This window comes from Streptomyces griseus, assembly GCF_900460065.1.
GTDB classification, from domain to species: Bacteria; Actinomycetota; Actinomycetes; order Streptomycetales; family Streptomycetaceae; genus Streptomyces; species Streptomyces griseus.
On record NZ_UAVD01000039.1, the window covers coordinates 218745 to 232031 of the forward strand.

Genomic DNA, 13287 nt, shown 5'->3' on the forward strand with positions numbered 1-13287 from the left:
ATGGGGTCCGTAACGTACAGAACGGGGGAGGAGCGTGCACGGGTTCCGGCGGCCGGGGCCGTGCGGCGGGTCGCGGGGTCAGCGGCCGTGCGCCGTGGTCAGCAGCCGTTCAGGGCGGACTGCAGGGCGCTTTTCTCGGCGGAGTCCACGGTCAGGTTGTAGTGCTTCTTGACGTGCACCCAGGCGCGGACGTAGGTGCACTTGTACGAGGAGGCCGGCGGCATCCATGCGGCCGGGTCCTTGTCGCCCTTGGACTGGTTCACGTTGTCGGTGACCGCGATGAGCTGGGGGCGCGTCAGGTCGTTGGCGAACGACTGGCGCTGGGCCGTGGTCCAGCTGCTCGCGCCGGAGCGCCAGGCCTCGGCGAGCGGGACCATGTGGTCGATGTCCACGTCGGACGCGGCGCTCCAGGTGGCGCCGTCGTAGGGCGAGAACCAACTGCCGCTGACCGCGGCGCAGGAGGAGTCCTGCTGGACGTTCGTGCCGTCGCGCTTGAGGACCACCTCGCGGGTGTTGCAGGCTCCCGACTGGGTGATCCAGTGCGGGAACTTGTCGCGGCTGTATCCGCTGGACGAGCCCTCCGCGCCGACGGTGAGCTGGCCGAGGTAGGTGCGTGCGGTCGCCGCGCTGACCGGGGTGGGCATGGCGGCCTGTGCGCTCGGGGCGGTGAACAGGGCGGACGTGGCGGCGAGCGCGGCGGTTGCGGCGACGACGGAGAGGCGACGCGCGTAGACACCGGACATGCGAACTCCCTTGATGTGGGGGGTGCTTGGACGGGCGTGCGAAGGCCCGGCCATCGTGGCGACGCCAGGTTTCCGTGGGGTGGGCGTCAGGTAACAGAGTGGCGACATGTGCACGTCACATCAAGGGGTGTGCAAGGGAGTGCCGGATCGCGGGAGCGCGCGGAACCGTCACGGACGGTTGTTTCGGGTGATGTTGGACGCCCGCCGGGGCTTCGGGGGCGCTCGCGCGGCCGGGCGCGCCCCCGGTGGCGGTCCCGGGGGCGGGCCTATCGTTGCCGCGTGCTGCTTCCGGTCTCGCCCACTCTCGGTGTCGTGCTCGCCGCCCTGCTGGTGCTCGCCGCCGCCGTCGCCGCGTGGGCCTCGCTGGGACGATCGCGCGAGATCCTCGTCGCCGGGGTGCGGGCGGCGGCCCAACTCGCCGCCGTGTCCCTGCTCATCGGCTGGGTGGTCCGCTCCCTGGCGCCGCTGCTCGGGTTCGTGGCGCTGATGTTCGCCGTGGCGGTGTGGACCGCGGGGCGCCGGATCACCGGCAACCGCACCTGGCGCTGGGCCGCCGTGCCGATCGGGGCGGGCGTGCTGCCCGTGGTGGGGGTGCTGCTGCTGACGGGGCTCGTGCCGGTCCGGGGCCTTGCGCTCATCCCGGTGGCGGGCATCCTCATCGGCGGGGCGCTCACCGCGACGGTGCTCGGCGGGCGGCGCGCCCTGGACGAACTCGCGGGCCGGCGCGGGGAGGTGGAGGCGGGCATGGCCCTCGGGCTGCCGGACCGGGACGCCAGGCTGGAGATCGTGCGGCCGGCGGCGTCGGACGCGTTGCTGCCCGGCCTCGACCAGACCAGGACGGTCGGGCTCGTCACCCTGCCGGGGGCGTTCGTGGGCATGCTGCTGGGCGGCGCCTGACCCGTGGAGGCGGGCGCCGTCCAGCTGTTCGTCCTGGTGGCGCTGATGGCCGTCCAGGTGGTCGCCGTCGCGGTGGTCCTGGAGCTGGTCGCGCGCGGGCTGTTGCACCGCGAGTGAGCCCCGCCGCGGAGCGAGGGGCCGGGGCACGGCCGGCAGTCGGGCCGGGGTGGTGGCAGCGGCGGGAGGCGTGGTTCAGGCCGCGTCGATGTGGAGGCGGATCGAGCCGTCCGCGGCCGCCTCCACGCGCACCCGCGTCAGATCCTCGACGTGGACGTCCGGCGCGAGGGCCGCGGCGCGCGGGCCGACGCCCACGACGCGCATGCCCGCCGCCCGGCCCGCCGCGATGCCCGCCTCGGAGTCCTCGAACACGACGCAGTCCGCCGCGTCGAAGCCCAGCTCCGCCGCACCCTTGAGGAAGCCCTCGGGGTCCGGCTTGCTGGCGCCGACCTGCTCGGCGGTGACGCGGACGGCGGGCATCGGCAGCGCGGCGGCGCCCATCCGGGCCGTCGCGAGCGCGGTGTCGGCGGAGGTCACCAGGGCGTGCGGCAGCTCGGCGATCGCGGCCATGAACGCGGGCGCCCCGCCGATCGGCACGACCCCCTCGACGTCGGCGGTCTCCTCGGCCAGCATCACCCGGTTGTCCGCGTGGTTCTCCTCCACCGGGCGGTCCGGGAGCAGGACGGCCATCGTGGCGTACCCCTGACGGCCGTGGACCACCTTGAGCGCGGCCTCGGGGTCCAGCCCGTGCTCGACCGCCCAGCGCCGCCAGCAGCGCTCCACCACCGCGTCGGAGTTGACGAGGGTGCCGTCCATGTCCAACAGGAGGGCGCGAGCGGTGAGGACGGTGGGAGGCATCGGCTGCTCCAGAAGGCGGGGAGGTGTGCGAACAGCCCGGGTGCGCGTGCCGCGGGGCAGGACGTACACGGGCTGTGGGGGACGCGCGGTACGCGGTACCGCGCGACGTGACCAGAGCAACCCCCGCCCGCCGGTCAGGGAGTGCGGGCGGGAGCTACTTTGTTCCATCACGATACAAAAACCGGGGCCGGAACGCCAATCCCTCCGCGCGGCGGTTCCTCCCGGCGCGCTCAGTGCGCCCGGTGGCGCCCGTTCCCGTTCGTCTCCTGCTCCAGCGCCCGCCGGGTGTTCGGCCCGTACACACCGATGGGATCGCCCTGGATCGCCTTGTACGACTGGTAGATCGCCACGGAGTGCGCCACCTGGTCGCTGTAGGAGCTCCCGTCGACCGGCCCCGAGTAGAGCCACTCGCCGACCGTCCGGAGCCGGGTCTGCAACTCGGCGACCTCCGGCCCCCGGTCGCCCGGCCGCAGCGAGGAGGGGGCCAGCGCAGGGGGCGGACCGTCGGGCGGCGCGGCCGACGGGGCGCCGGCGTCCGGGCTGGGCGACGCGCCGGTGGCCGGCGGTGCCGACGCGGTGGCGGTGGCGGTCGGCTCGGGATCCCGGCTCCGCGTCGGCGAGGCGGACGCGGACGGTGACGCGGACGGCGTGGCCGAAGGGGAGTGCGTACGGGGCGGCGCGGCCGAGGCGGAGGGCGACGGGGCCACCGAGGCGGCCGGCTCGTCCTCGGTGTCCGGGACGCTCGTGGTGGCCTCCGGCAGCGCCTCGTTCCCGCCGTCGTCGCCGCCGAACAGGCCGCCGGCGAAGGCCGCGGTGCCGACCACCGCGGCCACCGCCGCCCCAACGGCGAGCGCCCCGAGGGGGCTCCTGCGACGCGGTCGCACGGGGTCGGGGGCGAAGACGGGGGTCGCGCCCGCGGTGCGCCTCCGGCTTCCGTCCGGCACGGTGCCACCGGCGTCCGGCGCGGCGCCCACGCCGCCCTTCGGGCCGTCACCTCCCAGGAACAACGGCATGGTGCTCGCCACCGCCCCCGGATCGGCCGGGTTGCCCGCGGCATCGGGCGCCGCCGGTCCGGTTCCGGTGGCGGTCCCCTCCCACGCGGGGGAGGCCGCGTCGTCCCGCGTGCCGGAGGGCCCCGCACCCTCCCACCCGCCGGTGGCCGCGCCCTCCCGCGTACCGGAGCCGGGGCGGGGCCCCCCGGACCCGTCCCCGCGCGCCCCGGCATGGTCCGTCAGCGTCACGTACGGCCGGATGCGCAGCGGGTCGAAGTCCTCGGCCGCGGCGATCTCCGCCGTACGGGCGGCGCGCTGCTCGTCCTCCGTGAGCCGCGCCGAAGACGCGCCCGCACCGCACCGGCACGGCACCCGGTGCTCCGTGCCGGGCTCCCCGGCCGTCCGTCTCCCGCACCGCGGGCATGCGTGTCCGGTCATGGTGGGTCCCCTCCCCTTGAACTGCCTGCGATTATGCAGCCCGCTCCGGGGAAGCCCAACGGCCCGCCGCGGCTCGGCCCGCCCCCGGCAGGCCATTACGGGGCGAAACGGCCAGGATGGGGGTGTAGTGGATCAGCGAACACGGCGGATCAGTGGATTCAGCGGATCGAGGAGACGCCCATGGCCCAGCAGCTGAGCCCGTCACCCCCGGTGCCCGGTGAGGGACATTCCCACCGGAGCGTCCTGGTGGCGATCGGAGCGCTGCTCCTCGGCATGCTGCTCGCGGCACTCGATCAGACCATCGTCTCCACGGCGCTCCCGACCATCGTCAGTGAGCTCGGCGGCCTCGACCACCTGTCCTGGGTGGTGACCGCCTACCTGCTGGCGGCCACCGCGGCGACCCCGCTGTGGGGCAAGCTCGGCGACCAGTACGGCCGCAAGAGGCTGTTCCAGACCGCGATCGTGATCTTCCTGATCGGCTCCGCGCTCTGCGGCGTCGCCCAGAACATGCCCCAGCTGATCGGCTTCCGGGCCCTCCAGGGACTCGGCGGCGGCGGACTCATGGTGCTGTCGATGGCGATCGTCGGCGACCTCGTCACCCCGCGCGAACGCGGCAAGTACCAGGGCCTCTTCGGCGCGGTCTTCGGCGTGACGAGTGTCCTCGGGCCCCTCCTCGGCGGCTTCTTCACCGAACACCTCAGCTGGCGCTGGGTCTTCTACATCAACCTGCCGATCGGCATCGTCGCCCTGGTCGTCATCGCGGCCGTCCTGCACATCCCGGTCCGCCGCGAGAAGCACACCATCGACTACCTCGGCACCTTCCTCATCGCGGCCGTCGCCACCGCCCTGGTGCTCGTCGCCTCCCTCGGCGGTACGACCTGGGCCTGGAGCTCCCCGCAGATCATCGGGCTCGCGGTGCTCGCCGTCCTGCTGCTCGTCGCCTTCGTCGCCGTCGAGCGGCGCGCGGTCGAACCCGTACTGCCGCTGAAGCTCTTCCGGATCAGGACCTTCGCCCTCGTCGCCGTGATCAGCTTCGTCATCGGCTTCGCCATGTTCGGCGCGATGACCTACCTGCCGACCTTCCTCCAGGTGGTCCACGACATCACCCCGACGATGTCCGGCGTGCACATGCTGCCGATGGTGTTCGGTCTGCTGATCACCTCGACCGGCTCCGGCCAGATCGTCAGCCGCACCGGCCGCTGGAAGGTCTTCCCGATCCTGGGCACCGCGATCACCGCCGTCGGACTGCTGCTGCTCCACCAGCTCGACGAGAACAGCTCGACCTGGCTGATGAGCGCCTTCTTCTTCGTCTTCGGCTCCGGTCTCGGTCTGGTGATGCAGGTCCTCGTCCTGGTCGCCCAGAACTCCGTCTCCTACGAGGACCTCGGCGTCGCCACCTCCGGCGTGACGTTCTTCCGCTCCATCGGCTCCGCGTTCGGCGTGGCGATCTTCGGCACGATCTTCGCCAACCGGCTGACCGGGCAGCTCACGGACGCGCTCGCCGGGCAGCCGCTGCCGCCGGGTGTCGACGCGGGACGGCTGGCCGCCGACCCCCGGGCCATCGGACAGCTGCCCGCCGACCTGCGGCCCGGCGTCCTCGGCGCGTACTCCACCTCCATCACCGACGTCTTCCTGTACGCCGTCCCGGTGGTCCTCCTGGCCTTCGTCCTCGCCTGGTTCCTCCGTGAGGACCGGCTCCGGGGCTCGGTGACCGCCCCCGACTCCAGTCAGACGCTCGCCTCCAACCCCGTCGAGCGCTCCTCGTACGACGAGTGCGCCCGCGCCCTGTCGGTGCTCGCGACCAGGGAGGGCCGCCGGGAGATCTACGAGAAGATCACCGCGCGGGCGGGGTACGACCTGCTGCCCGCCGCCAGCTGGCTGCTCCTGCGGATCAAGCGCCACGGCACCGTCGAGCCGGCCCGGCTGGCCGAGACGGCGCCCGTGCCCCTGCACGTGATCACCGACGCGGCCCGGCAGGTCGAGGAACGCGGGCTGGCCCGCCGGGAGGGCCCGCAGATGATCCTCACCGACACCGGCGCCGAGGCCGTCGTCCGGCTCGCGCAGGCCCGCGAGGACTCCCTCGCCGAACTCCTCGGCGACTGGTGGGGGCCCGAACGCCCCACCGATCTGGTCAGACTCGTCAGCGAACTGACCGCCGAGGTCAGCGGTTCGACCAGGGAGCGCCCCCACTCCCCGGCGCCTCCCCGCGACCACGAGGCCCACCTGCGCCAGGACGAGCGCGAGGCCCAGGAGCGCCGCTTCGAGGAGGACGAGGTCCACGAGGGGCGATCCGACGACCGCGAGGCCCACGGCCGGGGCCCCGACGACCGCGGCGATCACGACAGCCGCCGCCCGCCGGCCTGAGCCCCGGCGCGACGTCCGCGCCCGGGCCCGAGCCCCCGCCGGCGGGCCGGACGCCGCGTCACAGCTCCTTGGCGAACCAGTGCTCCGCGTACTGATTGCGCCGGTGGAACGCCGGTACCTCCCGGTACCCGTGCTTCGCGTACAGCCCGCGCGCCTCGACCAGATCGCCACGGGTGTCCAGGCGCAGCAGCGTTACGCCGTACGCCCTCGCCTCCTCCTCCACCGCGGCCAGCAGCAGCCCGCCGCCGCCCGTGCCCCGGAACGCCGGGCGCACGTACACCCGCGTCAGCTCCGCGGTGCCCGGACCGGCCGCCTCCGTGAGCAGCAGCCCGGCGCAGCCCGCCGCCTCGTTCCCGTACCGGCCGACGACGAACCGCCCGGTCGGCGGTGCGAGGAGGTCCGCCCCGTCGCCGTCGAGCCCGTCGTCGACCTCCGCGGCGGTCGCGGGCCGCCGCCAGTAACGGCCGGCGACCTCGTCGTAGTAGTCACGACGCAGGGCGTACGCGTCGGGGGAGTCGAATCGTTCGGCGGCCACGGTCCAGGTCATGTGCGGCATTCTTGCTGCCGCACGACCGAACGACGACGCGATTTTCCTGTGACGACGCGCTTGACCTGTAGGGGGCAGCAGTGACCGACGTGTCCGCGACCGCGACCGGCTCCACGACCACGACGAGGACCACCGGAGCCGTTCAGCGCCTCGCCGAGCGGTGGATACGGGACGGCCTGGCGGCGGGCGAGGGCCCGGACGGAACGGGGAAGGGCACCGGCTTCGTGTGCTCGCCCGCCGGACTCTGGCTGGCCCTGGCCGCCGTGGCCGCAGGTGCGCGCCGCGCGACCGCGGCCGAACTGCGGTCCCTCCTCGGCACCGCGGACCGGGAGGCCGCGCCGGCCGTCACGGCGCTGTCCCGCGCGCTGGCCGGGACCGGGGCGCTGGGCGTGGCCACCCGGGTCTGGAGCCGGGTGCCGGTCTTTCCCGCGTTCCAGGAGGCGCTGCCGGACGTCCGCTTCGACCCGATGGAGCCGGCGGCCGTCGACGCCTGGGTCCGCGAGGCCACCGGAGGGCTGATCGAACGGCTGCCGCTGGAGATCACCGACGAGACCCTGCTCGCGCTGGTCAACGTCCTGGCGCTGAAGGCCCGCTGGGAGAAGCCGTTCGAGGCCTGGCGGACCGAGGACCTGCCGTTCACCGACGCGGCGGGAAAGGTCGGCACGGTGCCGACCATGGGCAAGGACGTGCCGCCGGCCGACGCCTGGACGGTCGGCGGGGCCCACGTCGTCGAGCTGCGCTGCGCGACGGAACCGGGCGGCGGCACCGGGGCCCGCGTCCGCCTCGTCCTGGGGGAGCCGGGGGCCGGGGCCGGCCGGGTGCTGCCGCTGGGCTGGGCGCCCCGGGCCGCGGGCGCCCCCCTGGACGCCGACCGGGTGACCATCGCGCTGCCGCGCCTCGGCCTGCGCACCCGGGTGCCCGTCACCGAGCACCTGCCCGCCCTCGGCGTACGCCTGGCGACCTCCGACGACGCCGACTTCTCCGGCCTCTCGCCGCGCGCCCTCGCCATCTCCGACGTGGTCCAGGAGGCCGTGCTGAAGATCGCCGAGGAGGGCGTGGAGGCCGCGGCCGTCACGGTGGTCGCCATGGCCCCGGCGGGCGCCGCACCCCGGCCGCGGCGGGTGCACCACATCGCCTTCGACCGCCCCTTCGGCGTCGTCGTACTGGCCGGGACCGAGGACACCCCGCTGTTCGCCGCCTGGCAGGCCGCGGCCCCCACCGACCCGAACGGCTGAGCCCCGCCGGCGGCCCCCGCCATCCCCACGAACGACTTCTTCCGACCGAAGCAGGATGACAGTCAGGCAAAGAGGGGGTTGATTGTGTCTACCTCGTAGGGCAATGCGAGGCTTCATCCGGCATGGCCCCACTCGAAGGGGCGATGCATGGAACGGTGGGAGGGTCGGCGCAGCGTGGTGAATGCGGATCACAGTGTGCGCGGTGACGCGGCGACGGACGCGGGAGGGAGGACCGGACTGATCCGGGCCCTGCTCTGGCTGGTCGTGGCCGTGCTGGCGGTACGGCAGGTGGCGGTGGTGCTCCGGCGGCCACCGGGGGAACGACTCCTCGATCTGGAGACCTGGATCGGGGAGAACGGCGTCCTGCGCGTGACGGGCTCGCTGTACGACGGCGGACGGTTCACCGGCACGCCCTTCGCCGGGCTGGTCCTGAAACCCCTCACCGCTTCGTCCCAGGGCGCCCAGGAGGCCCTGGGCGTCGCGTGGACGGTCGGGTCCCTGCTGCTCGTCGTCGCCCTGGGCCTCGTCGCGGCCCGGGCCCTGCCCTCACCGGTGAGCCGCCGGGCGGCCCTGTTCGCGGCCCCCGTCGCGATCGGGCTGCTCCTGCTGTCGCTGCCGGTCCGCAACGCCCTGCACCTGGGCCAGACCAGCGTCCTGCCCGTCCTGCTGGTGCTCCTGGCCTGCTGCGTCGTCCGGGAGCACCGGGTGGCGGGCGTCCTCGTCGGTCTCGCCGCCGCCTTCCAGCCGGTGCTGCTGGTCTTCGCCGCCCTGCTCTGGCTGACCGGCAGACGGCAGGCGTCGCTGAGCGCGGGCGTGACCTTCGCCCTCGCCACGGCCGCGGCCTGGGCGGCGGCCCCGAAGGACTCGTTGACGTACTGGGTGCACCACTTCGCGGGCGCCGGACTGGGGGAGCGGCCGGACAGCCTCGCCAACCAGTCCCTGCACGGGGCGCTGCTCAGGCTCGGCCTCGAAGGCCCCGTGGAGATCGCCCTGTTCCTGGTGGTCTCCGCCGCCGTCGTGGTCGTCGGCATGCGGCGCGCGGTGCGGTACGCGCAGGACGGGCAACTCCTCCTCGCGGTGGCCGTGACCGGCTGTGTCGCGGTCGCCGTCTCGCCGGCCGCCTGGCAGCACCAACTGCTCTGGGTGCTCCTCGCGGTCGTCGGCAGGGTCGGCAAGCGGGCCTCCGACCGGCTGGTCTGGCCGTCCGTGGTGCTGCTGGTCGTCACCCTGCCGGGCACGATGCTGCTGCCGAACATCGAGGCGCTGTTCCCGGTCCGCGACAACGTGCTGCTCCTCGTGGCGCTCGGCGCTGCCTGCCTCGCCCCGTTCGTGCCGCGCACCTCGCCGTACTGGCAGCACCCGGTCCCCACCGACTACGCCAAGCCGGTCGCGGCGCGCTGGAGACGCGTGCCGCTCCTGCCGTTCTGGCGCCGGGTCCTCACCCGCCCCAACCTGCTGCTGGAACTCCTGCTCATCCGGGTCGTCTACGACGCCTACGCCCAGGTCCGTCTCGCCGCCAGGGCGGGCCGCCCGCTAGCCGAGGAGCACGGCCGGCAGATCCACGCCATCGAGCAGTGGCTGCACATCGACATCGAGCACTGGGTCAACCACACGGTCGTGCAGATCACCTGGCTGCGTGAGTTCTTCGACTACTACTACTCCACGTTCCACTTCATCGTCCCGCTGACGATCCTCGGCGTGCTGTACGCGCGCCGCCCCGCCGACTACCGCTGGGTCCGCTCGTCCATCGGCTTCGCGACCCTGCTCGCGCTCGTCGGCTTCTGGCTCTACCCGCTGGCCCCGCCCCGGCTCATGCCCGGCCTCGGCTTCATCGACACCGTCCACGGGGTGCAGGACTTCGCGAAGCCCGACTACGGGACCCTGACCACCGTCACCAACCAGTACGCGGCGATGCCGTCGCTGCACTTCGGCTGGTCGCTGTGGTGCGGTGTGGTGATCGTGATGCTGGCCCCGAGGCTCTGGATGAAGGCGCTCGGCCTGCTGCACCCGATCTTCACGATCGCCGCGATCGTGGCCACCGCCAACCACTGGGTGCTCGACGCGGCCGGCGGCGCACTCGTCGTGGCGATGGGCTTCGGGCTGACGTATCTGCTGTCGGGGCCGCGGAGGCTGGTCGACGAGGAGCGGGAAGCGCCGGCGGAGCCCGCCGGGCCCCCGCCGGTGGAACCCGCGGCCGGCCGGTCGGAGCCCGTACCGGCCGGGAAAGCGGCCGCGAGCGGCACGTAGGCGCGTCCGGGCGCGCGGGAGCTGCCCAAGGGCCCCCGGGACGGTGAACGTCGCCCCGGGGGCCCTTCGGCAGGGATCGCCGCGTCCCGCCATGGCCCGCCCGCCGCGTCCGCCCCGCCACCCGGACGGGCGCGGCGGGCGGCCGGTGTCAGGCGGCGGCCGTGGTCACCCGGAGCTCCTTGATCCCGTTGAGCCAGGCCGAGCGCAGCCGCCGCGGGTCCTCCAGGAGCCGCAGGTCCGGCAGCACGTCGGCGATGGCGTTGAAGATCAGGTCGATCTCCATCACGGCCAGCGACTTGCCCAGACAGAAGTGCGGGCCGCCGCCGCCGAACCCGAGGTGCGGGTTGGGGTCGCGGGTGATGTCGAACGCCTCCGGAGCGTCGAAGACCTCGGGGTCGTTGTTGGCGGAGGAGTAGAACAGCCCCACCCGCTCGCCCTTCCGGATCCGCTGACCGCCCAGCTCCACGTCCTGGGTGGCGGTGCGCTGGAAGGAGACGACCGGGGTCGCCCAGCGCACGATCTCCTCGGCCGTGGTCTTCGGGCGCTCCCGCTTGTAGAGCTCCCACTGCTCGGGGTGGGTGAGGAAGGCGTGCATGCCGTGGCTGATCGCGTTGCGGGTCGTCTCGTTCCCGGCCACCGCGAGCAGGATCACGAAGAACCCGAACTCGTCGGAGGACAGGTTGCCCTCGCCCTCCGCCGCGACCAACTGGCTCACGATGTCCTGGGCCGGGCACTCCTTGCGGGCCGCCGCCAGGTTCATCGAGTACGCCACGATCTCCATCGCCGCCTCGGCGCCGACCTCCTCGGTGATCGCGTACTCCGGATCGTCGTACGCGGCCATCTTGTTGGACCAGTCGAAGATCTTCGAACGGTCCTCCTGCGGTACGCCGATGAGCTCGGCGATGGCCTGGAGCGGGAGCTCCACCGCGATGTCGGTCACGAAGTCGAAGGAGCCGTGGGCGTCGGCGGACGCCTGGGCGGTCCCGACGATGGAGCGGGCCCGGGAGCGCAGGGCCGCCTCCAGGGAGCGCACCGCGCGCGGGGTGAAACCGCGCTGGACGATCTGGCGGACCCGGGTGTGCTCCGGCGGATCCATGTTCAGCATGATCAGCTTCTGGACGTCGATCTGGTCGCGGCTGATCGTCTCGTTGAAGCGGATGACGGCGGTGTTGGTGTTCGAGGAGAACAGCTCGGGGTGCGTGGAGACGTACTTGACGTCCGCGTGACGGGTGACGGCCCAGTAGCCCTCGTCGCCGAACCCGGAGATGTTGCGGGGCTGGGTGCACCACCAGACCGGCGCGGTCTCCCGCATCAGCGCGAACTCCGGGTGCGGCACGCGGGACTGGAGGAGGTCGGGATCGGTGAAGTCGAACCCGTCGGGCAGATGGGGGCAGCGCATGGGCACCTCTCCACTCCGGAACTGTCGGCGAACCGTCCGACGGTCACGGCCGCGACTGTCTGACGCTCCATCAGAAGTAGCCCGCAAGGTAGTAACGAGTTCTACAAGTGGCAAGAGGCGTGGCCGGATCCACCGCCTCCGGGGCCGGAGCGGCCCCGACGCCGGGCCCGGAACGGCCCGGGGAACGCCGGAGGGGGCGCACGCGCGGTGCGTGCACGCCCCTTGCGCAGCCGGGTCGCCGTCACGAGACTGCTAGCAGAACTAGAACGCGTACTAGTTCCTTCCGTCGGGCGCCGGGACGCCCCCTGCGGAAGCGCGAGGAGAGGACGAGCTCATGGCCGCGGAACCCGTCATCGTCGAAGCCGTACGCACCCCCATCGGCAGGCGCGGAGGCGCACTCGCCAATCTGCACCCCGCCTATCTGCTGGGCGAGACCTACCGTGAACTTCTCGGCCGCACCGGCATCCAGGCCGACTGCGTCGAACAGATCGTCGGCGGCACCGTCACCCACGCCGGTGAGCAGTCCATGAACCCGGCCCGCAACGCCTGGCTGACCGTGGGACTGCCCTACGAGACCGCCGCCACCACCGTCGACTGCCAGTGCGGCTCCTCGCAGCAGGCCTCCCACATGGTCGCCAACATGGTGGCCGCCGGAGTCATCGACGTGGGCATCAGCTGCGGCGTCGAGGCGATGTCCCGGGTGCCGCTCGGCAGCGGCTCCAAGCACGGCCCCGGAAAGCCCTGGCCCGACGAGTGGAACGTCGACCTGCCCAACCAGTTCGAGGCGGCCGAGCGCATCGCCCGCAAGCGCGGTCTGACCCGCGAGCGGGTCGACGCGCTCGGCCTGCTCTCCCAGCAGCGGGCGGCCGCCGCCTGGGCGGAGGAGCGCTTCAAACGCGAGACGTACGCCGTCCAGGTCCCGACCACCGAGGAGGAGCAGGCGGCCGGCCAGGGCATGTGGCGGCTCGTCGACCGGGACGAGGGGCTGCGCGACACCTCGATGGAGGCGCTCGCCGGGCTGAAGGCCGTCATGCCGAGCGCGATCCACACCGCCGGGAACTCCTCGCAGATATCGGACGGGGCCTGCGCGATCATGTGGTCCTCCAAGCGCATGGCGCGGGCCCTGAAGCTCAAGCCCCGGGCCCGGATCGTGGCCCAGGCCCTCGTCGGTTCCGACCCGCACTTCCACCTGGACGGACCGATCGACGCGACCCGGGCGGTGCTCGGCAAGGCGGGCATGAGCCTGCGCGACATCGACCTCGTCGAGATCAACGAGGCGTTCGCGTCGGTGGTGCTGAGCTGGGCGCAGGAGTTCGAGGCGGACCTCGACGGCCTGGAGAAGGTCAACGTCAACGGCGGCGCGATCGCCCTGGGCCACCCGGTCGGAGCCACGGGCGCCCGGCTGATCACCACGGCCCTGCACGAGCTGGAACGCCGGGACAAGGAGTTCGCGCTCATCACGATGTGCGCGGGAGGGGCCCTGGCGACGGGCACGATCATCCAGCGGCTGTGAGCAGGTCCTGTCGTCACACAGCCGCCTGCCCCGCGGGCGACGACGGCAGTTCGACGA

The 13287-nt window shown here is 73.3% G+C and carries 9 protein-coding genes and 1 pseudogene; 5 read left to right on the top strand and 5 right to left on the bottom strand.

Annotation, left to right across the window (positions count from 1 at the left end; all coding sequences use genetic code 11):
• Positions 1-98: 98 nt before the first annotated feature.
• On the bottom strand, positions 99-743 hold the full coding sequence (locus DTB53_RS29185; RefSeq protein WP_003969429.1) for an HNH endonuclease family protein: 645 nt from the start codon (positions 741-743) through the stop codon (positions 99-101).
• Between the two features lie 279 nt (positions 744-1022).
• Here DTB53_RS29185 and DTB53_RS29190 point away from each other — a divergent pair.
• Positions 1023-1757 (top strand): annotated as a pseudogene (locus DTB53_RS29190) (ABC transporter permease).
• A 75-nt stretch (positions 1758-1832) separates the two neighbouring features.
• Here the strand turns inward: DTB53_RS29190 and DTB53_RS29195 are convergent.
• Together DTB53_RS29195 and DTB53_RS29200 are read right to left on the bottom strand one after the other, a co-directional pair.
• Positions 1833-2495 carry an HAD-IA family hydrolase gene (locus DTB53_RS29195; RefSeq protein WP_012381123.1) on the bottom strand — a complete coding sequence of 221 codons (663 nt, stop codon included), beginning with the start codon at positions 2493-2495 and terminating at the stop codon, positions 1833-1835.
• A gap of 230 nt (positions 2496-2725) precedes the next feature.
• On the bottom strand, positions 2726-3925 hold the full coding sequence (locus DTB53_RS29200; RefSeq protein WP_078562772.1) for a peptidoglycan-binding domain-containing protein: 1200 nt from the start codon (positions 3923-3925) through the stop codon (positions 2726-2728).
• A 180-nt stretch (positions 3926-4105) separates the two neighbouring features.
• Here DTB53_RS29200 and DTB53_RS29205 point away from each other — a divergent pair, with 180 nt between their 5' ends.
• Entirely contained in the window at positions 4106-6289 is a 2184-nt protein-coding gene (locus DTB53_RS29205) for an MDR family MFS transporter (protein ID WP_012381125.1), read from the top strand.
• Between the two features lie 58 nt (positions 6290-6347).
• Here the strand turns inward: DTB53_RS29205 and DTB53_RS29210 are convergent, their stop codons facing one another.
• On the bottom strand, positions 6348-6836 hold the full coding sequence (locus DTB53_RS29210; protein ID WP_042498782.1) for a GNAT family N-acetyltransferase: 489 nt from the start codon (positions 6834-6836) through the stop codon (positions 6348-6350).
• A gap of 80 nt (positions 6837-6916) precedes the next feature.
• Between DTB53_RS29210 and DTB53_RS29215 the strand changes: the two genes are divergently transcribed.
• Together DTB53_RS29215 and DTB53_RS29220 are read left to right on the top strand one after the other, a co-directional pair.
• Entirely contained in the window at positions 6917-8071 is a 1155-nt protein-coding gene (locus DTB53_RS29215; RefSeq protein WP_012381127.1) for a serpin family protein, read from the top strand.
• A 147-nt stretch (positions 8072-8218) separates the two neighbouring features.
• Positions 8219-10318, top strand: coding sequence for a bifunctional glycosyltransferase 87/phosphatase PAP2 family protein (locus tag DTB53_RS29220; RefSeq protein ID WP_012381128.1), 2100 nt, complete (start codon positions 8219-8221; stop codon positions 10316-10318).
• A 148-nt stretch (positions 10319-10466) separates the two neighbouring features.
• Here the strand turns inward: DTB53_RS29220 and DTB53_RS29225 are convergent, their stop codons facing one another.
• Positions 10467-11717 (bottom strand): cytochrome P450, encoded by a 1251-nt coding sequence (locus DTB53_RS29225; RefSeq protein WP_003969437.1) that lies wholly within the window; start codon positions 11715-11717, stop codon positions 10467-10469.
• Between the two features lie 334 nt (positions 11718-12051).
• On the opposite strand from DTB53_RS29225, the gene DTB53_RS29230 reads away from it, so the two are divergent.
• Positions 12052-13230: a steroid 3-ketoacyl-CoA thiolase gene (locus DTB53_RS29230; RefSeq protein ID WP_012381129.1), complete on the top strand. Its 1179-nt coding sequence runs from the start codon at positions 12052-12054 to the stop codon at positions 13228-13230.
• Positions 13231-13287: the final 57 nt, after the last annotated feature.